This is a genomic window from Mesorhizobium sp. M0590 (assembly GCF_040320905.1).
Lineage (GTDB): Bacteria > Pseudomonadota > Alphaproteobacteria > Rhizobiales > Rhizobiaceae > Mesorhizobium.
This window is the reverse complement of the sequence record NZ_JAMYQN010000022.1, coordinates 1-24042: the sequence shown is the minus strand read 5'-3', so window position 1 is coordinate 24042 and position 24042 is coordinate 1. Positions and strand designations below refer to the sequence as shown.

Here is a 24042-nt window from a genome sequence, read left to right as displayed (position 1 = left end):
AAAACCTCCGTGATTGCGTTTCCCGAAATTCCCTCGGTGCACCTCTTGACTAGGGTGTTACCGGTCTGTAACGTTAGAGATGTTACTTACCTGTAACACCCGCATTGCATCATGTCAAACTCGCAAGTGCCGGCCATCAGCCCTGCCCCGATCGGCAAGGGGACGAACCGCACCTCACGGCCTCGGCCGGCGAGCAAGAAAACACCCGATCCGCGGCTTGCCGCGGATCGCCAAAAACCAGGAGCCGCTTCGATGTCGCAGCGCAATGATCTGACGATCGATGAAGTCGTGAGGGATCCGATGATCCGCATGCTGATGAAGGCCGACCGCGTCGACCTGCGGTCTTTCGAGGCGATGCTGCGTGCGCTGGCGGACGAACAGGCCGAGCGCCGCAATGCGCCGCGCCGCCTTGAAGATTTCGGCTTTCTCGAAGATTCCGGCTCAACGCGCAGCCGGCGGCTGTCCAGGGTGGCCAGGGCGTTTGGCCGGGCCAGAGCATCGGGCGAGGCGTGCATATCATGGTAAACTTCTTCATTCATCGTCCGATCTTTGCGTCGGCGATCGCCATCATCATGGTGCTCGCCGGAGGGATCTGTTATTTCCTCCTGCCCGTCTCGCAGTTTCCCGACATCACGCCGCCCCAGGTCGTGGTCAGCGCCCATTACCCGGGCGCCAGCGCGCAGGTCGTCGCCGACACGGTGACGACGCCGCTCGAACAGCAGATCAACGGCGTCCAGGGGATGACCTATATGTCGTCGTCGAGCTCCAATGACGGCTCCTCGACGATCACCATCACCTTCGACGTCGGCTACGATCTGAGCACGGCGGCCGTCGACGTCCAGAACCGCGTTTCGCAGGCGGCTTCCTCGTTGCCGGCCATCGTCAATCAGGGCGGCGTGACGATCAAGAAGCAGAACCCGAACTTCGTCCTGATCGTCGACCTCACCTCGCCGGACGGTTCCGTCAACCCGGTCGCGCTGAGCAATCTCGCCTATCTGCAGGTGGTCGATCCGCTGAAGCGCCTGCCCGGCGTCGGCGACGTGCAGATCTTCGGCGAGCGGCGCTATTCGATGCGCATCTGGCTCGACCCCGACAAGCTCGCCAATCTCGGCATTACTGCCGTCGACGTGCAGAACGCCGTCGCCGAGCAGAACGTCCAGGTGGCGGCCGGCAAGATCGGGCAGTCGCCGGCTCCGGCCGGCACCGCCTTCGAGATGCAGGTCAACGCCGTCGGCAGGCTGAGCGATCCCAAGGAGTTCGGCGACATCGTCGTGCGGGCCAATACCGCCAACGGCTCACTGGTCAGGCTGCGCGACGTTGCGCGCATCGAGCTCGGTGCGCTGCAATATTCGTCGTCGGCCTTCTTCGGCAAGGACCCGACGGTGGTGCTCGCGGTCTACCAGATGCCGGGGTCCAACGCGCTCGATCTGCAGCAGCGCGTCAAGGACAAGATGCAGGAGCTGTCGGCCCGTTTCCCGAAGGGCGTCAGCTACGCCATGCATTACGATACGACACGTTTCGTTTCGGCCTCAATGCACGACGTGCTGATCACGCTCGGCGAAGCGCTGGTCCTGGTCGTCGCCGTGGTGTTCATCTTCCTGCAAAGCTGGCGCACCACGATCATCCCGACGATCGCAATTCCGGTGTCGCTGGTGGCGACGCTGGCCGTCATGCACATGCTTGGCTTCTCACTGAACATGCTCAGCCTGCTCGGCATGGTGCTGGCGATCGGCCTCGTCGTCGACGACGCCATCGTCGTCGTCGAGAATGTCGAACGCCAACTTGAGGCCGGCCTCAAACCGCTGGCTGCCACGCGAACGGCGATGGCCGAGGTCACTGGCCCGATCATCGCCACGACCGCCGTGCTGATGGCTGTGTTCGTGCCGGTTGCCTTCATTCCCGGCGTGTCCGGCCGGCTCTACAACCAGTTCGCCCTGACGGTGGCGATCTCCTTCGGCATCTCGGCCTTCGTCTCGCTGACGCTTACCCCGTCGCTCAGCGCGGCCTTCCTGCGCCACCGGCCGGAAACACAGTTCGTGCTGTTCCGCTGGTTCAACATGGGCTTCGAACGGCTGGCGCATGCCTATGCGAATGGGGTCCGTATTCTCATCCGCCTGCGCTGGATCATGCTCGGCGTGTTCGCGGCCGGACTTGTCGCGACCTATTTCGTCTGGCAGCGCCTGCCCTCGACCTTCCTTCCGGTCGAGGACCAGGGCTATTTCTTCGTCGTCATCCAGCTCCCCGACGGGGCCTCGCTGGAACGCACCGACGCGGTGGCGCAAAAGGCACGCGACATCCTGCAGAACACGCCCGGCGTCGACATCGTCGGCTCGATCAGCGGCTTGAACTTCCTGACCAGTGCCGCGCAGTCGAATTCGGCGGTCGAATTCGCTATCCTGAAGCCATGGGACGAACGCGGCCCCGATCAGAGCGCGTCTAAGCTCGTCGCCGACGTGCGCAACAAGCTGCTGCAAATTCCGGAGGCTTTTGCGCTGAGCTTCGACCCGCCGTCGATCCCGGGCATCGGCACCACCGGTGGCTTCGAGTTCCAGGTCGAGGACCTGACCGGGCGCGGCAGCGTGGCGCTCAACGATGCGACGCAAGCGGTGATTGCCGAGGCGCGCAAGCAGCCCGAGCTCAACCCGCAGCAATTGTTCTCGTCGTTCTCGACCTCGACGCCGCAGTTCAACTACGATCTCGATCGCGCCAAGGCGAAGCTGCTCGGGCTCAACCTGCCGGACGTGTTCAACACGCTACAGATCTATCTCGGCTCGCTCTATGTGAACGATTTCAACCTGTTCGGCCGCACCTTCCGGGTGACGATACAGGCCGACAAGGACTCTCGCGCCGGTCCGGCCGACATATCGCGGCTCTATGTCCGCAATGCGTCGGGTGGGATGGTGCCGCTGAGCACGCTGGGCAAGCTTGTGCCCGTCGTCGGCCCCGAGACCGTGCCACATTACAACAACAATGCGTCGGCCCTGATCAATGGCGGCGCCGCGCCCGGCTTTTCGTCCGGCCAGGCGGTGGCGGCAATGGAACGTGCCGCTGCCACGGCGTTGCCGAGAGACTTCGGCTACGAATGGACCGGCATCACCTATCAGGAGCTCAAGGCGGGATCGATCGCATCCGTCGTCTTTGGTCTCGCGATCGTCTTCGTCTTCCTGATCCTCGCCGCGCAATATGAGAGCTGGGCGATGCCGTTCATGGTGCTGCTGGCGGTGCCGCTCGCACTGTTCGGTGCGTTCGTCGTGCTGTGGCTGCGTGGCATGCAGATCGACGTCTATTCGCAGATCGGCTTCGTCATGCTGATCGGACTGGCGGCCAAGAACGCGATTCTGATCGTCGAGTTTGCCCGGCGCCGGCGCGAAGAAGGCCTCAGCATCGTCGACGCCGCGATGGAAGCGGCGCGGCTTCGGCTGCGACCGATCCTGATGACCGCCTTCGCCTTCATCCTCGGCGTGCTGCCGCTGATGTTCGCTACAGGTGCGGGTGCCGCAAGCCGGCAGTCGATCGGCACCACCGTCTTTGGCGGCATGGTCGCGGCGACGATCCTGTCGCTGGTGTTCGTGCCGGTCTTCTATGCGGTGATCGAACAGCTGCGCGAGCGCCGCGGCGAGAGCGAACCGGTTTCCGAAGCGACCGAACAACCAACTGCCGAACCCGCCTTCGAGCCATTGGCCGAAGCGGCCGAATAGGACTGGAGAATTGATCATGCGTAAATGGAAAATCGCGCTGGGAACGGCCGTCGCCCTTGGGGCGATTTCGGTGGCGAGCGTTCACCTGCTCGACATGGGCAGCCTCAGCCTCAACGCGGGCACAGCCGGGGCGGCGACACCCAAGCCGGAAGCCTTTGTCATGCCGGTGCCGGTGGTGAGCGTCGTCAAGAAGACGATCCCGATCTATCTCGACTACGCCGCCCGGGTTGAGCCGATCCGCAGCATCACGCTGCAGGCGCGCGTGCCGGGCTATCTGCAGGAGCAGGTCGCCACCGACGGCAGCGACGTTGCGAAGGGCGACCTTCTCTACAAGATCGCGCCGGAGGATTTCCAGGCTGCCCTCGAGCAGGCGAAGGCGCAGGTCCAGCGCGACACGGCAACGCTCGACTATGCGCGCTCCAATCTCGGGCGCGGCAGCGAGCTCGCCAAGAGCGGCTATCTCGCCAAGGACGTGTTCGACCAGCGCACCAGCACCTTGCGCGGGGCACAGGCCTCGCTCGCCGTGAATCAAGCCGCCGTACGGACCGCCGAGCTCAATTTGAGCTACACCGAAATCCGTGCCCCGTTTGCGGGACGTATCGGTCGCAGCCAGGCTTCCGTCGGAACGCTGGTCAGCGTCGCCGGCACGGTGCTCAACACGTTGGTGCAACTCGATCCGATCTACGTCACCTTCAATCCGAGCGAAACGGACCTGACACAGATCGAGGAAGCCCGGGCCGCGGGACCGATCAGTGTCGACGTCCTGCTTCCCGGTGAAACGGAACCGCGCCAGAAGGGCGATCTTACCTTCATGGACAACACGATCGATCGATCGACCGGCACGATCACGGCACGGGCGACGGTCGGCAACGGCAAGTTCACGCTGCTGCCCGGCCAATATGTCCGCGTCCGGCTGCACGTCAAAGAGCAGCCCGATGCGCTGATGGTACCGCAGACGGCACTCGGCTCAGGCCAGCTCGGCAAATACCTCTATGTCGTCGGCAAGGACAACACGGTCGACCAGCGTATCGTTTCGCTCGGACCGACCAATGGCGATCAGGTCGCCATCTTGAGCGGTGTGGCCGAAGGCGACCGGGTGATTACCGGCAATCTGCAGAAGATCGGCCCGGGAATGCCGATCTCGCCGCTGCCCGAGAAACCGGCCACCTGATAACCCCCATCAGGTTCCGGTCCCGCGGCGCCCTCGGCTCCCACGCCAAGGGCGCCGTTTTTGCTGATGTTTTCGACACGGCCGATTCAAGCCGTAGTGCGAACGGCGGCTCTGGCGACGATGGCAGCATAGAGGCGCTCTCCAACTGTGAAGGCAGTTTGTGGATCAGCAAACGAGACATCCATCCAGCCGACGGCTTGTCGCGGCTACACGTATCACTCGCGCGAACGCCCGCTTCGACCTGGATGGATGGACTGCTGGATTTAGGCGGCATAAGGCACCGTCTTCCAGGTCAAATCCTGGCGCAACGGTTTCGCCGGTCAGGCCGCCTGCAGGATCCGGATCCCGTGGCGTCCGGTAAGCTCGATCACGCGGTTAATCATGCCAGCGGTCGGCGGGCCGGAGGGCGCGTCCTTGGATGCAGCCTCTTCGAAGAATGCGATCATCTCGTCGTCGACGATCGCCATGAAAATAACCGGCACGGGACCAGCATTGCGATAGCCATGGGGCGCGTTGCCCGGAATGGTGACGACATCACCGGGTTCCACCTCATATTCTTGCGCGACCCCATCGATCATTGTCCATATCGTGAGGGTGCCCTCGAGAATGCGGAAAATTTCCGCGGAAGGATGCGTGTGGGGCGGCGTGCCGCTTCCAGGAGGTACCGTGACGTCGATCACGTTGAGTGCCGTCCCAGCGAGCTTTGCCCGGACAGCGACCTGATCGCCCATTACCCAGAAGCCTTGAACCGAATCGGCCGGATGGACCGTCGCTTTGGTCTTATGCCAAGTCACTTGCTTTTTCCTTTCGAACAGCGCCTTGCTGCGATTTTGCCGCATTGAGCAAGGCGCGAATTGCCCAGGCGGCTGCCTCTCCGGCCTCACGGCCGGTAAGACCCCAGTAGTCTTTCATCGTCTGCCAGGCAGTGGCGCTGAACAGGAGCTGGATCACGGCCTCAAGCTGGCGCGCCGCCTTCGGGTCCATTCCGTTTGCGACTTGCGAAAGGCTGCTCTGAAAGGCACGTTGCCGCTCACCATTGGCTTGCAGGCGCATCTCGCGCCCGGTAGCGCTCGCATGCGAGGCTCTGACTACGCCTTCGATTGCGTCCAACGAGGCGAAAAGGTCGGGAGGAAGATCGATCAGATCCTGCTCCCGCTCAGGCCAGAACCGCACTCCCAGAGAGGCATTGGTGCTGGCCCAAAAGGCTTCCAAAAGCGCTTCCTTCGTCGGGAAATGGCGGAAGATGGTCCGTCGGTTTACGCCCGAAACCTCGGCAACCTCATCGAAGCCAAGGAGGCTGTACGGATTTTGCTCCAGAATCGTTCGAATGGACGCGAGGATGCGCTCGCGCGTGGCCTGCGCCTGCTCTGCCCGCAGCGGGCTCTCGTATTTCTGAGTCATCGTTTGTGAATTCATGTCACTGCTAGTGACACAAACCTTCCCAGTCGTCAATGGACATTGCGAAGGCTACGCACCAGGTTGTTTCCCGCTGCGAGAAGCCAGCTGACGCTCAGCGGCCGGGACCTGGTCGGCTTGCATGGTCAGGCTGGCCGAGGCCGGAAGGGCGCCAATGTCTCCAGGATCGAGAATCCAGCTCTTGTAAGATTGTCGACAATCTGCTTGTCTTGCTTTCGGTTCCCTGGAGCAGCCGAATGGCAAAGCTGGATTTCAGTCCGATCGCGGATACGACACGCAGGGCCGAGATCGTGGGGCTGCTCCGGCGGGCGATCCTGACCGGCCGGCTGGAACCGGGACAGAAGCTCAACGAACTCAGGATTTCCGAGCAGATGCGGGTGAGCCGCGCGCCGCTGCGCGAGGCAATGCGCGAGCTGGTGCAGGAAGGCATCCTGACCAGCATCCCCTACGCCGGAACCTTCGTCATCAACGTCACCGCCAAGGACATCGACGACGCCTATTCGCTCAACAAGGTGCTCGACGAGTTCGCCATCGAGCGGACCTGGCCGCTTCGCGACCAGCGCTTCTTCGACGAGCTTGACCGGCGCCATGCGGCGGTGAAGCAGGCGACGCGCGACCTGGACACGACGCGGCAGATCGAAACAGCGCTGCAACTGCATGGCCTGATCCACGAATGGGCCGACAATTCGGTGCTGCTGGAAACCTGGCAGCGGCTGACCAGCCGGCTGCAGATGTATTTCGCGCTGCACCAGCGGGCGCGCAACGAGCCGGTGCCTCCCGTAGATGCTCACGAGACCTATGTACGGCTGCTCAAGGGCAGCGACATGCGCGCCGCACAGCGCCACGCCAAGGACCATATCGACCTGGATTTCGAAGAACTGCTCGCCTATGCGCGCGGGCTGGAACAGCGCGGCTCAAAGGGCGCCGGCGCCGATCGTGCCGGCCGACCTAAAGGCGGCTGAGCCCGACAAATTTGACGGACATCCCGGAACACAGACAACGGACAGAAAACGTGCAGATCAAAACCATCAAGGCCTACCATGTCGTGCAGCCCTTCGTGGACGGGCCCTACCGCATGTCCAAGGGGCGTGTCGCCGATGCGTTCGACGCGGTGATCGTCGCCGTCACCGCCGATAGCGGGCTCACCGGCTGGGGCGAGATGGCGCCGCTTGGCAATTTCTATTCGCCTGCCTTCGCTGCGGGTACTCGCGCCGGCGTCGTCGAGATCGCGCCGCATCTCATTGGCCATGACCCACGCGGGCTTGCCAGTATCAACAGGTTGATGGACACGGTGTTCAAGGGCCATCCCTACATCAAGTCGGCGCTCGACATGGCATGCTCGGATCTCGCGGCGCGCGCCGCCGACGTGCCGCTGGTCACGTTGCTTGGCGGCCGCGAGAGCGAGACGGCGGAACTCTACAAGGTCGTCACCCACGGCACGGTCGACGCGATGGCCGCACTTGCCAAGCACATCGTCGGGAAAGGATTTCAACGGCTGCAGGTCAAGGTCGGCGGCAACGTCCATGACGACATCGAACGCGTCACAGCCGTTGCCGCCGCGGTGCCGAAGGGCACCGTCATCTTCTGCGACGCCAATGCCGGCTGGACCCCTTACGAGGCGCGCCAGTTCGTGGATGCGACGCGCACCATCGACTACACGTTCGAGCAGCCCTGCACGACGATCGACGAATGCCTGTCGGTGCGCCGCTCGCTCGACAAGCCGATGGTGCTCGACGAATCCGTCGCCTCGTTGGACGATATGCTCGACATCCACCGCAAGGGCGCGGCCGACGGGCTGACGCTGAAGATCTCGCGCCTCGGCGGCGTCACCAAAACGCGCCAGATCCGCGACCTTGCCGTCGACCTCGGCTTCATGATCACGGTCGAAGACACTGGCGGCGCCGAGATCGACACATCGGCCATGGCGCATCTGTCGCTGTCGACGCCGGAGGAGCGCCGGCTGCACGCCATCGCCTTCCACGAATGGGTGACGGTGCGCACCGCATCCAACATGCCGCCGGTTTCGGGAAGCCGTATGGGCATTCCGGATGGGCCGGGCCTCGGCATCGATGTCGTTCCCGGCCTGCTTGGTGCGCCCTTCTTCGAAATCGGCAGCTGAGCTACAACAAGGCTGCACCCAATCAACCTGAATATGCCGCGTCCTTCTGACTGCGGAGGCACGGCCGTGTGGATGACCGCTCCTCCAATCGTCTTCGGCCGATTGCAGAGCGACAATGCCCAATTGCCGGTTGAAATATTTTTCATTTGCAAATAGAAATGTTCAAACCGTTGATTTGGACGCTGCGGCGCGTCAGGAACTGGAGGAAGCGACATGTCCCATCCGCAATTTGCAGCGGAACTTCTGCAGCGCGCTGAACAGCAGGGGCCGATCACCATCGGGCTTGCCGGCGCCGGACAGATGGGCACCGACATCGTCGTCCAGGTCGCGCTGATGCCGGGCATGCGGATCGGCGCCATTTCCGAAGTCAGGCCGCAGGCAGCGATCGACGCGGCGCTGCTCGCTGGCCATGACCGTTCCGACATCGTCCATGCCGGCAATGCGGCCGCGATCGACCGCGCCATCGAGGCCGGCAAGATCGCGGTGACCGAAGATTTGCATGCGCTGGCGGCGGCCGGCCGGATCGACGTCATCATCGACGCAACGGGTAATCCCAATATCGGCACGCTGTTTGCGCTCGAAGTGATGAAGAACGGCAAGCATATCGTCATGCTCAATGTCGAGGCCGACATCACCATCGGCCGCTTCCTCAAGGAGGAGGCACGCAAGGCCGGCGTCGTCTATACCGGTGCCGCCGGCGACGAGCCCGCCTGCACGCTGGAGATCATCGGCTTTGCCAAAAGCCTCGGCTTCAACATCATCGCCGCCGGCAAGGGCAAGAACAATCCGCTGAAGATCGACGCCATGCCGGCCGACTACGAGAAGGAGGCGGCCGAGCGCAACATGAATGCGCGCATGCTGGTCGAATTCGTCGACGGCTCGAAGACGGCGATCGAGATGGTGGCGATCGCCAATGCGACCGGCCTGGTGCCCGACGTGCCGGGCATGCACGGCCCGACCGCGACGCTGGAGGAGTTGGCCAGCGTGCTTTGCCCGCGCGAGGATGGCGGCGTGCTGCATCGCAAGGGCGTGGTCGATTACTCGATCGGCAAGGGAGTGGCGCCCGGTGTGTTCTGCATCATCGAGACCCGGCATCCGCGTGTGCTGGAGCGCATGATCGACCTCAAGGTCGGCAAGGGCCCCTATTTCACGATCTTCCGGCCCTATCATCTGACCAGCCTGGAAGTGCCGCTGTCGGCGGCGCGCGCCGTGGTCTACAAGCGGGCCGACATGGAGCCGCTCGACCATCCTGTGGCCGAGGCGGTGGCGGTCGCCAAGAGCGATCTTGGCGTTGGCCAGTCGCTCGGCATGATCGGCGAGAACGACTATCGCGGCTTCGCCATGACCTGGGGGGATGCGCGCGCCCGCGGCGCCCTGCCGCTCGGCCTTGCCGAACGCGCCAAGGTGGTCAAGCCGCTCAAGACCGGCGACTTCCTGACCTATGAAAATTGTGTACCCGACGATTCGATGGTGATAACCCAGATCCGCCGCCGTCTCGACCAGTCGGACGGACGGTTCGTTACAAACGCAGCCTGACCCCGCCGGATCTCCGCCTGATGGACGATGTCGTAATCGGGATCGACGCCTCGACCACGGCCGTGAAGGCGATTGCCTTCGCGCGCGACGGCGAGGAGCTGTTCCAGGCGCGCGAGCCGTACCCGCTTTCAAATCCGAAGCCCGGCCATTTCGAGCAGGACGCCGAACATTGGTGGACGGCGCTGCTTGGCGCATTGAAGCAGGTCACCGAGGCGGTCGGCGCTACGCGGGTGGCGGCGATCTGCATCGCTCACCAGCGAGAGACCTTCACGCTGGTGGACAGCGCCGGCAAAGCACTCATGCCGGCGATCCTGTGGCTCGACGAACGCGCCCGGCCGCAGGTTATCAGGCTTTCGGCCGAACTCGGCCGCGAGGCGATCCGCGACTGGAGCGGCAAGCCCCCGGACCCGACGCCGGCGCTCTACGCCATTGCCTGGCTTGCCGAGCACCAGCCGCAAGTGCTTCGCCAGGCAGCGGCACTGGTCGACGTGCACGGTTTCTTCGTCCAGCGGCTGACCGGGCGATTGGTCACCAGCACCGCAAGTGCGGATCCGCTCGGGCTGCTCGACGTCGAGAAAGGTACCTGGCATCCCCGCCTCGTTGCGGCCGCCGGACTGCAGATGGAGCAATTGCCCGAGCTGGTCGCGCCGGGCGTGGTCTGCGGCAGTCTTTCCGCAAGCATAGCGCAGCTGACCGGCCTGAGGGCCGGCACGCCGGTCGTTGCCGGCGCTGGGGACGGCCAGGCGATGGGCCTCGGCATGGGCGTCTACGGCGAGGGCAAGAGCTATCTCTCGCTCGGCTCCGGCGTGGTCAGCGGCTGCTATTCCGGCAAGGTGAAAACCTCGGACGCCTTTCGCACGCTGGTCTCGCCGACCGGCTCCGGATTCATGCTGGAGACCGTGCTGCGATCGGGCATGCAGCTGGTCGACTGGATCGTGCGAACCACCGGTTCGCCCTCGGCGGCAGCGCTGGAGAAAGTGGCGCTGGATGTTGCCGCGGGCAGCGACGGCCTGCTCATCATGCCCTATTGGGCCGGCGTCATGAGCCCGTATTGGGACGGTGCGGCGCGCGGCGCCATTGTCGGCCTGTCGCTCGATCACCGGCCGGAGCATCTCTTCCGCGCTGTCCTGGAAGGCATCGCCTTCGAGCAGGCCGTCGCCACCGAGGCCATGGAAGCCCAGGCCGGCGGACCGGCGGCGATGATTGCCGCCGGCGGCGGCACCAATTGCGCGCTGCTAATGCAGATCATGGCAAGCGTGCTCGAGCGGCCGCTCTCGGTTTCGCCGGTCAACGAAGCCGCCGCACTCGGCGCTGCCATGCTGGCGGCAGCGGCTGTCGGCTGGTTTGCCTCGCCGGAAGCCGCAGCAGAGGTAATGGCTGCCGCTCCCACCAGGCATGTCGATCCGGTCGACGGGCTTGTCGCCGCCTATCGCAGCCGCAAGGAAATCTACCGCGACCTTTATCAGGCGACGCGCGACATCCACACCCGCCTCGGCGCTCTCGACGAAATCTAGCGGTTGAGCAGCCCCTTGGCCGCATCCTCGTCGGTGATCAGAACCGATACCTTGGTGTTGGCCAGCGCCGCCCGCATGATGGCAATCTTTTCCTGCCCTCCCGAAACCAGGATTATGCTAGGAATATCCGACAGATCCTGCAGCGGATAGGCACAGACGCGGCGGTTGACCTCGTGGTCGACCGGGCGGCCCTCGGCGTCGATGAAATGACACAGAATATCGCCGACGGCACCGGCCGCCTGCAGTTCCTCGAGTTCACTTGGCTTGATGAAGCCGTAATTGGCGATCGGGCTGTCGCTGGAAAACGAGCCGACGCTGAGCACGGCGATGTTTGCCCGGCGCGCGCGGAAAACAACATCCTGAACGCTGCGCTGGCTCATGAAAGCATCGCGCTGCTCCGGCCTGTCGGCATAGACCGGCACCGGCAGCAGGAAACACTCCGCACCGATCTTCTCGGCGAAATCCCAGGCGCTTTCGGTCGGGTTGAGCGGCTGTGCATGGGTGAGGCCGCCAAGCATCGAAACCACCGTTGTCCTGGCGATCGGCCGCCGTGGCAATTCATTGATGGCGAATTTCAGCGTCCGCCCCCAGCCCAGCGCGATGACATCGCCGGCGTTCACATGGTCGGCCAGGTAGGCGGCGGCGGCGTGGCCGATCATCAGCGGCGCGTTGCTTCGGTCGGCCGGCGACGGTACCACAACAGCCTGGCTGAGCCCGAAGCGCTGCTTGAGGCTTTCCTCCAGGATCACGCATTCGACAACGCTGTCGCGGATGCGGAACTGGACGACACCCTCTTCGCGGGCGGCCGAGAGAATGCGATGCACCTTGATGCGGCCGACGCCGAGAATTTCGGAAATCCGCTCCTGCGTAAGACCCTCGACATAATAGTGCCAGGCGGCGCGGGCCTTGAGTTCGGCGTCGGGGAAGCGCGAGGCTCTTTCGTTCTCTATGATCGTCATCTGTTTGCCTTGCCGCAGTCGCCGGCTCTGCTCATGATATTCCAATCCGGCGACTTCGAAATGCCCAAGATTTCCGAGACATTGCGTAAGGCAAACCGGCGAACAGCGCAAACCGTGCTCGAATGAAGCGGGCAGGTCTTGACAATTTTCCGACGAACAGTTTAGCTGAACAAAATTGCATGTTAAAGATAAATTGTTCACAGGGAGGGGCCTGGTGAACAAAGTGGCCCGGTGATGCAGCGCCGGATTGCTGTGGAGGAGACAAAGTGGCTGTGAGCAACGACGCAAGCAATTTGAAGGCAGGCGAGTTGAAGGCAGGCTCTGGCGCGCAGGCTACGGCGGGCGCAAGGTTTTCGGCTGTCTTTGCCGGAACCATGGGCCCGCTGATCGGGCTGGTTCTGCTGTGCGTGGCGCTCTCGCTAACCACCGACACCTTCCTGACTGTCCGCAACATCCTCAACGTTCTCGACCAGGTCACCGTGCTCGGCATCATGGCGATCGGCATGACGCTGGTCATCCTGATCGGCGGCATCGACCTGTCCGTCGGCTCGGTACTGGCGCTGGCTTCCATGGTGATGGGCTTCGTCGCCCATCCGGACTATCTCAATCTCGGCCTGCCGGCCGGCATCGCCGCAGCCCTCGTCGTCGCCGGCCTTTGCGGGCTGGTTTCGGGCCTGCTGGTGACGGTCACCAAGCTGCCGCCCTTCATCGCCACGTTGGCGATGATGTCGGTGGCGCGCGGCCTCGCCAACATGATCACCGACGGCTCGCAGATCGTCGGCTTTCCCGACTGGTTCACCAGCCTGTCGATAATCCGCCATTTCGGATTCCTCTCGGTCACCGTCGGGCTGATGATCGTGCTTGCCGTCATTTTCGCGATCTTCCTGAATTATCGCGCTACCGGCCGTAGCCTGTACGCGATCGGCGGCAGCGCCGAAGTCGCCCGGCTGTCCGGCATACCAGTCAAGTCGCTGACCAACTGGGTCTATGCGATCTGCGCCGTGCTGGCCGGTCTCGCCGGCATCGTGCTTGCCGCCCGGCTCGATTCCGTCCAGCCGAGCTCCGGCCTTGGCTACGAACTCGACACCATCGCGGCGGTGGTGATCGGCGGCGCCAGCCTGTCGGGCGGCGTCGGTTCGATCGGCGGCACAGCCATCGGCGTCCTCATCATCGGCGTGCTGCGCAACGGGCTGAACCTGCTCGGTGTCTCGCCCTTCATCCAGCAAGTGGTTATCGGCGTGGTGATCGCGCTGGCGGTGGCCACCGACACGTGGCGGCGCCGAGCACAATGAAGAATGGGGCACAATGAAGAATTGGGCTCAATGAGATTCGCCCCGATATTCGGGCGAAAACGGATCGGTGATCCGAAACTGGGAGTTGTTCGGCCAAGGGGCGCCGCGATGCGCGGGCAGGACAGATTGAACATCAACGGAGGAATAAACATGCTGACCAAACGTTCATTGCTGCTTGCCGCCGCGGCCGTCATCCCGCTGCTTGGCCTGTCCGACATGGCCTCGGCCAAGGAGGCCAAAAAGCTCGGCCTCGCCGTCGCCAATCTGCAGGCCGACTTCTTCAATCAGATCAAGCAGTCCGTCGAAGCCTACGGCAAGGAAAAGGGCATAGAGGTCGTTACCGTCGATGCCAAGGGCGATTCGGCGACCCAGGTCAGCCAGGTACAGGACCTGATCACGCAAAACATCGACGCGCTGATCTACATTCCGGCCGGCGCCACCGCCGCCACCGTGCCGACCAAGACCGCCAAGGCTGCCGGCATCCCAGTCATCAATGTCGACCGCAACGCCGACGGCGCGCCAGGCGACACCTTCATCGCCACCAACAGCGTGGCATCGGCCAAGGCGGTTTGCGACTACATCGCCAAGCAGGCCGGCGGCAAGGGCGAGTTGATCATCATCCACGGCCAGAAGGGCACGACGCCCGAGGTCGACCGCTCGAAGGGCTGCGGCGAAGCGCTGAAAGGCTATCCCGACATCAAGGTTGTCGGCGAATTGTGGAGCGAAGGCTGGCACCAGGACGAAGGCTTCAAGCTGACGCAGGATCTGTTGCAGTCGCACCCCGACGTGTCGATCGTCATCGGCCAGGCCGACGCGCTGGCGCTCGGTGCGGCGCAGGCCGTCAAGGTCGCCAATCCCGGCCACAAGGTCTGGGTTGCCGGCTTCGACGGCGACGTGGCGGCGCTCAAGGCACTGAAGGACGGCGTCTTCGACGTGACCGCGACGCAGCAGACCCAGGGCATGGGCCGGCTCGCCGTCGATGCAGCAATCAAGCTGGTGGCCGGCGAGACCATTCCCGCCGAACAGCTGCAGGATGCGACGCTGACCACCAAGGACAATGTCGAGCAGTTCATCGCCAAGCATCCCTGATTGAGACCAGTCCGGCAATCGACGAGCGCAACGATGTCCACCGATCCTCGCCACACGCACAGCCCCCATAACGGGCTCGTCGTCAGCGGCCTCTGCAAAAGCTACGGGCCGGTGCAGGTCCTGGCCGATGCGAGCTTCGAGGTGCGGCCGGGCGAGGTCGTGGCGCTGCTTGGCGAAAACGGCGCCGGCAAGTCGACTGTCTCGAACATCATCGCCGGGTCGACGAAACCCGATGCCGGCACCATCACCTGGCGGGGGAACGCTTATTCCCCCGCCAATCCTGCCGCGGCGATCGACGTCGGCATCGGCATGATCCACCAGGAGCTGAAGCTCTTGCCCGATCTGTCGGTCGCCGAAAACGTCTATGTCGGGCGCCTGCCGATGCGTGGCGGCCGCATCGACCGCGCGGCAATGAATGCGCGGGCATCGGCCCAGTTGAAGCGCCTCGGCCTCGATGTCTCGCCCGAGCGCAAGGTGCGCACGCTGCGTATCGCCGCCCAGCAGCAGGTCGAGATCGCCAAGGCGCTGACGCTCAATGCCGAGCTGCTGATCTTCGACGAACCAACCGCAGCCCTTGGCGGCGAGGAAACGGAGCTCCTGTTCCAGCAGATCCGCAAGCTCAAGGCGGAAGGCATGTCCTTCATCTATATCAGCCACCGGCTGGACGAGATCGCCCAGATCGCCGATCGCGTGGTGGTGATGCGCGACGGGCGCATCGTCGCCCGGCACGAGCGCGCCGACATTCCGGTGCGCACTGTCGTCGAGCAAATGGTCGGCCGCAGTGTCGAGCGGATGTTCCCTACGGTATCGGCGCCGGGCAACGACACGCTGCTCGAGGTCGAGAACCTGTCCTCGCCGGAACGCAGCTTTCAAAATGTCAGCTTTTCAGTGCGGGCCGGCGAAATCCTCGGCATTGCCGGGCTGATCGGCGCCGGACGCACGGAGCTGGTGCGGGCGATCGCCGGTGCCGATCCGATCTCATCGGGATCGGTGCGCGTCGCCGGCAAGCCGGTGCATCTCAATGGCCCGGCGGCGGCGATCAAGGCCGGCGTCGTCCTGGTACCGGAAGACCGCAAGGCGCAGGGCGTGGTGCTCGACCAGACGATCGGCGAGAACCTGGCGATCGGCAATTTCGACCATGTCGCGCCGAATGGCTGGGTGTTCCCGAAGGCTGTGCAGAAATTCGCCGAGGCCGGCATTCGCCGGCTCGGCGTCAAGGGCCGGCCGAACCAGGCGGTCAGCAAGCTTTCCGGCGGCAACCAGCAGAAAGTGATCATCGCCAAATGGGTGTCGCGCCCGCCCAAGGTATTCATCCTGGACGAGCCGACGCGCGGCATCGACGTCGGTGCACGCGCCGCGATCTATGATGTCATCGCCGACCTTGCCCGCTCCGGCATGGCGGTGGTGGTGGTGAGCTCCGACCTCGAGGAAGTTCTCGGCCTGTCGCATCGCGTGCTGGTGGTGAGCCGCGGCCGGCAACGCGGCATTCTCGACCGCAGCGAAGCAAGCAATATCGCCGTGATGGAACTCGCCACGAGCTAGGAACAGCCCATCGAAACAAAGCGCAGCAGGTGGTATCCTCCCGGGCACCAGACCGCGCGGGGCGCCAGCAACAGAGTTGGCGCCCCTTTATTTCCGGAGGACGGCGGTTGGAGCAGAGGGACCGACGATGAAATTATTCGACCTTCATGGTGACGTGGCACTTGTGACAGGCGCCGGCAGCGGCATCGGGCAGGCAATCGCCATTGGGCTGGCCGAGGCCGGCGCCGACATAGCCTGCTTCGGCCACGCCTCGAAAGGCGGGCTGGAGGAGACCGCGCACCGGATCACCGCACTCGGCCGCAAGGCGCTGGTGCTGAACGGCACGGTGACTTCAGAGGCCGATCTCGCGGCCGCGATCGAGCGTACGGAGATGGAACTCGGCGCGTTGACCATCGCCGTCAACAATGCCGGCGTCGCCGGAGCTGAGCCGGCAGAGACGCTGTCGCTGGAGAAATGGCAGAAGCTCTATGACGTCAATGTCAGCGGCGTGTTCCTGTCCTGCCAGGCCGAGGCCCGCGCCATGCTGACGCGGCGCAAGGGCTCGATCATCAACATCGCGTCGATGTCGGGCTCGATCGTCAATCGCGGCCTGACCCAGGCGCACTACAATTCGTCGAAGGCCGCGGTGATCCACATGTCGAAGAGCCTCGCCATGGAATGGGCCGATCGCGGCCTGCGCGTCAATGTCGTCAGCCCCGGCTACACGCTGACGCCGATGAACAAGCGGCCGGAGGTCGCCGACCAGGTCAGGATCTTTGAGCGCGACACGCCGATGGGCCGCATGGCGGCGACGGAAGAGATGGTCGGCCCGACCGTGTTCCTGGCCAGCCGCGCCTCGAGTTTCGTCACCGGCATCGACCTGATCGTCGATGGCGGCTTCGTCTGCTGGTAGGAGAAAAGATGCAGAAGCGATTCCTCGGAAAAACGGCGGTCATCACCGGCGCCAGCGGCGGCATTGGTGCGGCAATGGCCAGGCGCTTCGCGGCGGAAGGTGCCGCGGTCGTCGTCAGCGCCATCGACGCGCGCGTCGAAGAGGTCGCCGCCGATCTCAAGGCTGCGGGCGCCAGGGTCGCACCGATGCGCATGGATGTGACGAAGAAGGACGAAGTCGTCGCCCTCTACGATCTGGCCGAGCAGGAGTTCGGCCGCGTCGATATCTCCGTGCAGAATGCCGGTGTCATCACAATCGCCAGGATAGAGGCGATGACCGAGGCCGAATGGGACAAGGTGATGGCGGTCAACACCAAGGGAGTGTTCCTGTGCTGCCAGGAGGCGATCGCGCGCATCCGCAAGCATGGCGATGGCGGCCGGCTGATCAACACCGCATCCGGCCAGGCGCGGCAGGGCTTTATCTACACGCCGCATTATGCGGCCTCGAAATTCGGCGTCGTCGGCGTCACCCAGAGCCTGGCCAAGGAAGTGGCCAAGGAGAAGATCACCGTCAACGCGATCTGCCCCGGCATCATCGACACCGATATGTGGGCCTATAACGACGCCGCATGGGGCAAGTTGATGGGCGACTACAAGCCCGGCGAGCTGATGGCCGAATGGGTGAAGAACATCCCGATGGGCCGCGCCGGCAGCGGCGAAGATGTCTCCGGCCTGGTCAGCTTTCTGGCCAGCGACGATGCAGCCTACATCACCGGCCAGACCATCAATGTCGATGGCGGCCTGATCATGTCGTGAGCGGCGGCGCGGGCCAACGTACCATCCACCGGGATCTGAAAGCCCCTTCGCTGCGTTCAGACTGGTCGGCCGGCCCGTGCCAATCCATGCTCCACGAGCCGGTCGATGATTTCGGAATAGCTGACGCCGCTCGCCGCCATTGCCTTGGAATACATGCTGATATCGGTGAAGCCAGGGATGGTGTTGATTTCATTGACCAAGAATTGCATGTCCGGTGTCAGGAAAAAGTCGACGCGCGCCATCCCGTCACAGCCGACGGCTCTGAAAGCCCTTGCGGCCACGTCCCGCATGGCTGCCTCGACCTCCGGCGGCAGTTCGGCCGGCACTTTAAGTGCCGCGCCGTTCTCGTCGATGTATTTGGCATCGTAGCTGTAGAAATCGTGGCTTTCGGCCGGCACGATCTCGCCTGGCCGCGAGACGAACAGGTCGCCTGCCGGGTCCTCCAACACGCTATATTCGATCTCGCGCCCACGAATGAATTCCTCGGCCAACAGCTTGCAATCGTGCCGGAAGGCTTCAGCAAGCGCTCCATCGAATTCCTGGCTGGCATGGACTTTTCCGACGCCGACAGACGATCCCTGACGCGCCGGTTTGATGAAGAACGGCAGGCCGAGTTCGCTTTCCAGTGCAGCGAGGGCGGGCGCCGCACCTTCATGGATCGTCACTGAGCGCGCGATTGGCAGCCCCGCCGCTTCCAGGAGCCGTTTGGCGATGTCCTTGTCCAGCGCGGTTGCCGAACCCAGGATGCCGCAGCCAGCGAGCGGCACCCGAGCCACCTCGGCCACCCCCTGTACCGAGCCGTCTTCGCCATGAGGGCCGTGCAGGACAGGAAACAGGATGTCGATCTTCGGCAGATCATAGGGCGTGCCGTCGGCCGGGATCGCCATCATCCGTCCGCGCCCACCCGGAACCAGGCAAACTTCCGTGCCGGCCGCAGGTTTTGCGAGCGTACCATCCTGGAAGCTGCTCAGCAGCCACTGTCCTTCGCTCGTGACGAAGATTGGGAGGGCATCGTATTTGGCGGACAGCAGCGCACTCATGACATTGGTTGCTGAAAGCACCGAAACGTCATGTTCGGCGGAACGTCCGCCAAAGAGCACGGCAATTCGCAGTCTGTTCAAGGAAGAGGTCATGAAAGCCTCGGATATGATCTGGTGTTGAAAGGTCACAAGCCGGCGGCGATCCCGCGGTTGGCGAAGAAGTAAGGCATTTTGGTCTGCTGCATTGTATCGGTACCCTGTCCTCGCGGCTCGCATACGGGATGACCGGCAACCTTGGCTTTTTTCGAACCGATCTGCGGGTCCATGTAAAAAGACGGGCCGTGAAATTGGCACCAGCGTTAATCGTTGCGCGACGTGAACGTTGGTATATATAATTTCATCCCATGAAAGTGGCTCTGGGCGAGTTGCCGAGCCAACAGCCGAGATCATGGGACTTTGATGGTTTGCCCCTCAAGACCGGCGATCGATCCGTGGATGACTGCCTTGGCAGCAATCCTTCGGCAGTCATGACGCGGCCGGTCCCGCCACATCTTCACCAATTTGGGCACCACCCCCGTTTTGCTACGGCATCCGCTTCGGCAGCATTGTGGCGCCTACGGCCTTGCGCAACGACCAGCTGTTCCAACACAATCAAAAAAGACGCAAGAAGGGAACTAACGATAACGTCCACCAGAGCTTGACAGGAGAACAAGCATGTCACTTCGGAGCATGATTTCGAATTTCTCAATGGGAGCCTTAACACTTGCCGCAGCCGCACTGACATCTTCGGCCTATGCGGCAGCGCCGGAATCCAACGACCCGATCAAGATCGCACTGTTCGATTGGACCAGCGTCAATCTGAACGCCAAGATCCTCGGCGGCATCCTCGAAAAGCTCGGCTATACCGTCGAGTATCCGACCGCCGACTATCTCTCCAGCCTGACCACCGGCCTGACCAATGGCGACATCGATGTCGGCCTGGAATTCTGGGACACGACGGCCGGCGAGGCGATGAAGGCCTCGGACGCGACCGGCCAGACCGAACGCCTCGGCAAGCTCGGACCCAAGGCCAAGGAAGAATGGTGGTTTCCCGAATATATGAAAGAGAAATGCCCCGGCCTGCCGAACTGGGAAGCGCTGAAAGATCCGAAATGCGCCGAGGCCTTTTCGACGGCCGAAACCACACCGAAGGGGCGCTATCTCGGCGGCCCGGTGACATGGGAAGGTTTTGACGACGAACGCGTCGAGGCGCTGAAACTGCCCTTCACCGTCATCCATGCCGGCACCGATGCGGCGATGTTCGCCGAACTGGACTCGGCCTATCAGCGCAAGGCGCCGATCATGCTGTGGATCTATTCGCCGCATTGGGCGCCGGCCAAATACAAGGGCGAATGGGTCGAATTCCCCGACTATACGACAGAGTGCTACACCGACCCGAAATGGGGTGTGAACCCCGACGCGAAATATGACTGCGGCAAGCCGCATGGCGAGATCTGGAAATATTCCTGGGCCGGCATGAAGGACAAATGGCCTGTCGCCTACAAGGTCGCGAAAAACTACACGGTCGACACCGACGAGCTCAACAAGATGAGCGGCGAGATCGATCTCGAAGGCAAGACGCCGGAAGACGTCGCCGCCGCCTGGATCGCCGCCCACGAAGCCGACTGGAAAGCCTGGGCCGAGTGACCGTCTGACTGGAAATCCGACGACCCGGCCATCCGTGGCCGGGTCTCGATCCCGTGTTCCAGAAGGACGATCGCATGACCGATACGATTGAACAGGCGGCGAAAGCGGGCAACGATGCCCGCCCGATAAAGCTTGCCTGTCGCAATGTCTGGAAGCTGTTCGGGGCGGACGCGGCCGATTTCATCCGCCGGCGCGACGGCAAGGCCAGCCTGGCGGACATCGCCGCTGCCGGACTGGTTGGCGCGGTGCGCGCCGTCGATCTCGAAATCCGCCAAGGCGAGATCTTCATCATCATGGGACTTTCGGGGTCCGGCAAATCGACGCTGGTGCGCTGCATGTCGCGGCTGATCGAGCCGACCCACGGCAAGGTCGAGTTTGAAGGCAAGGACCTGCTCAAGATTTCCGATGCCGCGCTGATCGAGCTGCGACGCCACCGCATGGGCATGGTGTTCCAGAATTTTGCCTTGCTGCCGCATCTCAACGTACTGGAGAACATTGCCTTCCCCCTCGGCATCCAGGGGCAGGACCGGCCGACGCGCGAGAAGCGGGCCCGGGAAGTCATCGAGCTGGTCGGCTTGCGCGGTCGCGAGCATTTCTATCCGCGCGAGCTTTCCGGCGGCCAGCAGCAGCGTGTCGGCATCGCCCGCAGCCTCGCCACGAAGCCGGAAATCTGGTTCCTCGACGAGCCGTTCTCGGCCCTCGATCCGCTGATCCGCCGTGAGATGCAGGACGAGCTGATGCGGCTGCAGACCATGCTGCACAAGACCATCGTCTTCATCACCCATGATTTCGACGAGGCCATCCGGCTGGCCGACCGGATCGCCATCATGAAGGACGGCGAGGTCATCCAGATCGGCACGCCGGAAGAACTGGTGGTCAATCCGGCGACCGACTATGTCGCCGAATTCACCCGCGACGTCGATCGCGCCAAGGTGATATCGGCGCGCAGCCTGATGCGCGCCTGCGACGGCGCCGAGTACGGCGGCACGGTCGCGCCGGATGCCAAGATATCAAGTTTTTCGGCTGATATCGTCTCTGCCGGCAAGCCCTTCGCGGTGGTCAACGGCACCGGCAAGCCGATCGGCTTAGTCACGCCGCAGGCGGTGATCGATCTTCTCGCCGGCATAGAACGTCGTGGGGCCGGCGCATGACGGTCACGGCAAGCGCCAGCGCAGCGAGGCCCCGGCCGGTTCAAACCTGGCTGGCGATCTGGGCCTGCGCGCTCGCCGCCGTGCTTATCGTCTTCCTGCTGCAGGAAAGCCTGCCCTGGGCGGTCAATTACCCGGCCGGCGCGATCGTTCCTGTCGCTGACTGGGTCGGTGCGCTGATGAACTGGGTGAAGTCGAACTTCTCCTGGCTGACCCGCTCGATCACCGCGGTGCTCGGCGTGCCGCTCGATTTCGCGCTCGGTCTTCTGGCCAAGAATTTCAAGATCGGCCATGGCGCGGATATGATCGTCTTGCCGCGCCTGTCCTGGGTCGGCGTCTGCGCTGCCGCCTACCTTGCCGGACGCGCCGCCGGCGGCTGGAAGCTGGGTGCGCTGGCCGGCGGCTGTTTTCTCTACATCGCGCTGTTCGGGCAGTGGACCAGCGCCATGCTGACGCTGGGCTTGATCTCGATCGCCGTGCCGTTTTGCATTGTCACCGGGCTGTTCGCCGGCATCTGGGCATGGCGCAAGCCTTGGGCGGAGAGGTTGTTGATCTCCCCTGCCCTCGATCTGATGCAGACGATCCCGACCTTCGCCTATCTGATCCCGATGCTGCTTCTGTTCGGCAACAGCCCGGTCTCGGCAATGATCGCGACGGCAATCTTCGCGACGCCGCCAATGGTGCGGGCGACGATGCTCGGCCTGTCGCGGGTGCCGTCGGAGATCGACGATTTCAGCGAGATGGCCGGCTGCACGGCACGGCAGAAACTGTGGCGGGTGCTGTTGCCGTCGGCGCGGCCGACATTGATGGTCGGCGTCAACCAGGTCATCATGCTGGCGCTCAATATGGTGATCATCGCCTCGATGATCGGTGCCGGTGGGCTCGGCTATGACGTGCTTTTGGCGTTGCGCGCACTCAAGGTCGGCGAGGCCATGGAAGCTGGCCTCGCGATCGTCGCACTGGCAATTGCACTCGACCGGCTGAGCCAGGCGATCGCGCACAATCACGCCAAGGGCAATGTCCGCCACCAGGCCAGCACCAGTTTCTGGCGGCGCTATCCCAATCTGACGCTGGCCGTCGCCATTCTCGCCGTCGCCACGCTGCTCGGCCTGTTCGTGCCGGCCTTTGCCGCGGTGCCGAAAGCGATCACCTTGACCACCGCGCCTTTGTGGAAGGCGGCGGTGAACTGGATCACCATCAACTTCTTCGAAACGATCGAAGCGTTCCGCGTGGCGCTTATCCTCAATGTGCTCAACCCGGTGCGCGCCTTCTGCGAGGGCTTTCCGTGGCTGGGCGCGGTGTGTCTCCTCGGCCTTGCCGGCTACCAGCTCGGCGGCTTGCGCCTCGCCGCCCTGGTCGCGGCATTGACAGCGTTCTGCGCCGCCACCGGACTTTGGGAAAAGACCATGGCGACGGTCTATTTGTGCGGCATCTCGGCCTTTATTGCCTGCCTGATCGGCATCCCGATCGGGCTGATGGCATCGCGCAGCGACCGCTTCGAAAAGATCGTCACGCCGGTCATCGACACGCTGCAGGTGCTGCCGTCGTTCTGCTTCATCATTCCGGTGGTCATGCTGTTCAGGGTCGGCGACGTCACCGCGATGATCGCCACCGTCGCGTTCGCCGTGGTGCCGGCCATCCGCTATACCAATCACGGCATCCGGCAGGTGCCGCCGGCGCTGATCGAGGCGGCGAAGGTTTCGGGCTGCACCAGGCGCCAGACCTTCTTTCGCGTGCAGCTGCCGCTGGCGTTGCCCGAGATTATGCTCGGCGTCAACCAGACCATCCTGATGGCGCTGGCGATGATCATCATCTGCGCCATGGTCGGCACGCGCGATCTCGGCCAGGAGGTGTTCATCGCCCTGTCCAAGGCCGATTCCGGTCGCGGCATCGTCGCCGGCCTGGCCATCGCCTTCATCGGCATCGTCGCAGACCGGCTGTTCAACGCCTGGACGGCGAAGGCTCGGGCAAGGCTGGGATAGTCCGGAATAGGACGGCCTCAGGAAGCTGCCGCCAAGCGCGCCGTTAACGAGGCACCGATCCCTACGCCTAAAGACATAGCCATTCGGGATTATTGCTCGTTTTTGCCTCACATCGTACGGCTGCCATGGGACGGGCAGGCAGTTGTGTGCGTCAAGTTCTGCAAAATGGCGTGGCATTGCGGTGACGTCGGCGTGTCCGCCGCGCAGCCCCCGTGTTTAGCGGA

The 24042-nt window shown here is 63.5% G+C and carries 19 protein-coding genes; 15 read left to right on the top strand and 4 right to left on the bottom strand.

Annotated features, from left to right (window positions below):
* Positions 1-252: 252 nt before the first annotated feature.
* The 3 genes from NKI52_RS27275 to NKI52_RS27265 are packed head-to-tail and all read left to right on the top strand — an operon-like array spanning position 253 to position 4869.
* Positions 253-525, top strand: coding sequence for a hypothetical protein (locus tag NKI52_RS27275; RefSeq protein WP_352700330.1), 273 nt, complete (start codon positions 253-255; stop codon positions 523-525).
* A complete protein-coding gene (locus tag NKI52_RS27270) occupies positions 519-3698 on the top strand; it encodes an efflux RND transporter permease subunit (protein ID WP_352700329.1) in 3180 nt (1059 codons plus the stop codon). Before NKI52_RS27275 ends, NKI52_RS27270 begins: the two co-directional genes overlap by 7 nt.
* Positions 3699-3714: 16 nt before the next feature.
* Positions 3715-4869, top strand: a complete 1155-nt coding sequence (locus tag NKI52_RS27265; RefSeq protein ID WP_352700328.1) for an efflux RND transporter periplasmic adaptor subunit — start codon at positions 3715-3717, stop codon at positions 4867-4869.
* Between the two features lie 320 nt (positions 4870-5189).
* On the opposite strand, the gene NKI52_RS27260 is transcribed toward NKI52_RS27265, so the two are convergent.
* Positions 5190-5663 (bottom strand): cupin domain-containing protein, encoded by a 474-nt coding sequence (locus NKI52_RS27260; protein WP_352590118.1) that lies wholly within the window; start codon positions 5661-5663, stop codon positions 5190-5192.
* Positions 5650-6270 (bottom strand): TetR/AcrR family transcriptional regulator, encoded by a 621-nt coding sequence (locus NKI52_RS27255; RefSeq protein ID WP_352455172.1) that lies wholly within the window; start codon positions 6268-6270, stop codon positions 5650-5652. The genes NKI52_RS27260 and NKI52_RS27255 overlap by 14 nt, the downstream gene beginning before the upstream one ends.
* Before the next feature lie 251 nt (positions 6271-6521).
* Here NKI52_RS27255 and NKI52_RS27250 point away from each other — a divergent pair, with 251 nt between their 5' ends.
* From NKI52_RS27250 to NKI52_RS27235, 4 genes are all read left to right on the top strand, one after another.
* The gene (locus NKI52_RS27250) at positions 6522-7247 is read left to right on the top strand and encodes a GntR family transcriptional regulator (RefSeq protein ID WP_352700327.1); all 726 of its coding nucleotides are present in this window, start codon (positions 6522-6524) and stop codon (positions 7245-7247) included.
* 50 nt (positions 7248-7297) lie between these two features.
* Entirely contained in the window at positions 7298-8404 is a 1107-nt protein-coding gene (locus tag NKI52_RS27245) for a mandelate racemase/muconate lactonizing enzyme family protein (protein WP_352590123.1), read from the top strand.
* A gap of 213 nt (positions 8405-8617) precedes the next feature.
* A complete protein-coding gene (locus NKI52_RS27240; RefSeq protein ID WP_352590126.1) occupies positions 8618-9940 on the top strand; it encodes an NAD(P)H-dependent oxidoreductase in 1323 nt (440 codons plus the stop codon).
* Positions 9941-9960: 20 nt separating this feature from the next.
* Positions 9961-11454, top strand: a complete 1494-nt coding sequence (locus NKI52_RS27235) for a xylulokinase (protein ID WP_352700326.1) — start codon at positions 9961-9963, stop codon at positions 11452-11454.
* On the opposite strand, the gene NKI52_RS27230 is transcribed toward NKI52_RS27235, so the two are convergent.
* Complete coding sequence (locus NKI52_RS27230) at positions 11451-12413, bottom strand: sugar-binding transcriptional regulator (protein WP_352700325.1); 963 nt, start codon at positions 12411-12413, stop codon at positions 11451-11453. The two genes, NKI52_RS27235 and NKI52_RS27230, sit on opposite strands and share 4 nt — an antisense overlap.
* A 308-nt stretch (positions 12414-12721) precedes the next feature.
* On the opposite strand from NKI52_RS27230, the gene NKI52_RS27225 reads away from it, so the two are divergent.
* From NKI52_RS27225 to NKI52_RS27205, 5 genes are all read left to right on the top strand, one after another.
* Positions 12722-13705, top strand: coding sequence for an ABC transporter permease (locus tag NKI52_RS27225; RefSeq protein WP_502897030.1), 984 nt, complete (start codon positions 12722-12724; stop codon positions 13703-13705).
* A gap of 150 nt (positions 13706-13855) precedes the next feature.
* A complete protein-coding gene (locus NKI52_RS27220) occupies positions 13856-14794 on the top strand; it encodes a sugar ABC transporter substrate-binding protein (protein ID WP_254820381.1) in 939 nt (312 codons plus the stop codon).
* Between the two features lie 33 nt (positions 14795-14827).
* Positions 14828-16336: a sugar ABC transporter ATP-binding protein gene (locus NKI52_RS27215; RefSeq protein WP_352621184.1), complete on the top strand. Its 1509-nt coding sequence runs from the start codon at positions 14828-14830 to the stop codon at positions 16334-16336.
* 127 nt (positions 16337-16463) lie between these two features.
* The gene (locus NKI52_RS27210; protein ID WP_352682737.1) at positions 16464-17228 is read left to right on the top strand and encodes an SDR family oxidoreductase; all 765 of its coding nucleotides are present in this window, start codon (positions 16464-16466) and stop codon (positions 17226-17228) included.
* Between the two features lie 8 nt (positions 17229-17236).
* Positions 17237-18022 carry an SDR family oxidoreductase gene (locus NKI52_RS27205; protein ID WP_352682735.1) on the top strand — a complete coding sequence of 262 codons (786 nt, stop codon included), beginning with the start codon at positions 17237-17239 and terminating at the stop codon, positions 18020-18022.
* A gap of 56 nt (positions 18023-18078) precedes the next feature.
* On the opposite strand, the gene NKI52_RS27200 is transcribed toward NKI52_RS27205, so the two are convergent.
* Positions 18079-19155, bottom strand: coding sequence for a D-alanine--D-alanine ligase family protein (locus tag NKI52_RS27200; protein ID WP_352700351.1), 1077 nt, complete (start codon positions 19153-19155; stop codon positions 18079-18081).
* Between the two features lie 561 nt (positions 19156-19716).
* Here NKI52_RS27200 and NKI52_RS27195 point away from each other — a divergent pair.
* From NKI52_RS27195 to NKI52_RS27185, 3 genes are all read left to right on the top strand, one after another.
* Positions 19717-20688 (top strand): ABC transporter substrate-binding protein, encoded by a 972-nt coding sequence (locus NKI52_RS27195; protein WP_031211023.1) that lies wholly within the window; start codon positions 19717-19719, stop codon positions 20686-20688.
* Between the two features lie 74 nt (positions 20689-20762).
* Positions 20763-21839: a quaternary amine ABC transporter ATP-binding protein gene (locus NKI52_RS27190; RefSeq protein ID WP_352590147.1), complete on the top strand. Its 1077-nt coding sequence runs from the start codon at positions 20763-20765 to the stop codon at positions 21837-21839.
* Positions 21836-23818 carry an ABC transporter permease gene (locus tag NKI52_RS27185; protein ID WP_352590150.1) on the top strand — a complete coding sequence of 661 codons (1983 nt, stop codon included), beginning with the start codon at positions 21836-21838 and terminating at the stop codon, positions 23816-23818. The genes NKI52_RS27190 and NKI52_RS27185 overlap by 4 nt, the downstream gene beginning before the upstream one ends.
* The last annotated feature ends 224 nt before the right edge of the window (positions 23819-24042 follow it).

What these genes read in the sequence shown, in the direction of transcription:
- NKI52_RS27275 (WP_352700330.1), top strand. Translation starts at nt 253, where the DNA reads ATGTCGCAGCGCAATGATCTGACGATCGATGAAGTCGTGAGGGATCCG.
- NKI52_RS27270 (WP_352700329.1), top strand. Translation starts at nt 519, where the DNA reads ATGGTAAACTTCTTCATTCATCGTCCGATCTTTGCGTCGGCGATCGCC.
- NKI52_RS27265 (WP_352700328.1), top strand. Translation starts at nt 3,715, where the DNA reads ATGCGTAAATGGAAAATCGCGCTGGGAACGGCCGTCGCCCTTGGGGCG.
- NKI52_RS27255 (WP_352455172.1), bottom strand. Translation starts at nt 6,270, where the DNA reads ATGACTCAGAAATACGAGAGCCCGCTGCGGGCAGAGCAGGCGCAGGCC.
- NKI52_RS27250 (WP_352700327.1), top strand. Translation starts at nt 6,522, where the DNA reads ATGGCAAAGCTGGATTTCAGTCCGATCGCGGATACGACACGCAGGGCC.
- NKI52_RS27240 (WP_352590126.1), top strand. Translation starts at nt 8,618, where the DNA reads ATGTCCCATCCGCAATTTGCAGCGGAACTTCTGCAGCGCGCTGAACAG.
- NKI52_RS27235 (WP_352700326.1), top strand. Translation starts at nt 9,961, where the DNA reads ATGGACGATGTCGTAATCGGGATCGACGCCTCGACCACGGCCGTGAAG.
- NKI52_RS27230 (WP_352700325.1), bottom strand. Translation starts at nt 12,413, where the DNA reads ATGACGATCATAGAGAACGAAAGAGCCTCGCGCTTCCCCGACGCCGAA.
- NKI52_RS27220 (WP_254820381.1), top strand. Translation starts at nt 13,856, where the DNA reads ATGCTGACCAAACGTTCATTGCTGCTTGCCGCCGCGGCCGTCATCCCG.
- NKI52_RS27215 (WP_352621184.1), top strand. Translation starts at nt 14,828, where the DNA reads ATGTCCACCGATCCTCGCCACACGCACAGCCCCCATAACGGGCTCGTC.
- NKI52_RS27210 (WP_352682737.1), top strand. Translation starts at nt 16,464, where the DNA reads ATGAAATTATTCGACCTTCATGGTGACGTGGCACTTGTGACAGGCGCC.
- NKI52_RS27205 (WP_352682735.1), top strand. Translation starts at nt 17,237, where the DNA reads ATGCAGAAGCGATTCCTCGGAAAAACGGCGGTCATCACCGGCGCCAGC.
- NKI52_RS27200 (WP_352700351.1), bottom strand. Translation starts at nt 19,155, where the DNA reads ATGACCTCTTCCTTGAACAGACTGCGAATTGCCGTGCTCTTTGGCGGA.
- NKI52_RS27195 (WP_031211023.1), top strand. Translation starts at nt 19,717, where the DNA reads ATGTCACTTCGGAGCATGATTTCGAATTTCTCAATGGGAGCCTTAACA.
- NKI52_RS27190 (WP_352590147.1), top strand. Translation starts at nt 20,763, where the DNA reads ATGACCGATACGATTGAACAGGCGGCGAAAGCGGGCAACGATGCCCGC.
- NKI52_RS27185 (WP_352590150.1), top strand. Translation starts at nt 21,836, where the DNA reads ATGACGGTCACGGCAAGCGCCAGCGCAGCGAGGCCCCGGCCGGTTCAA.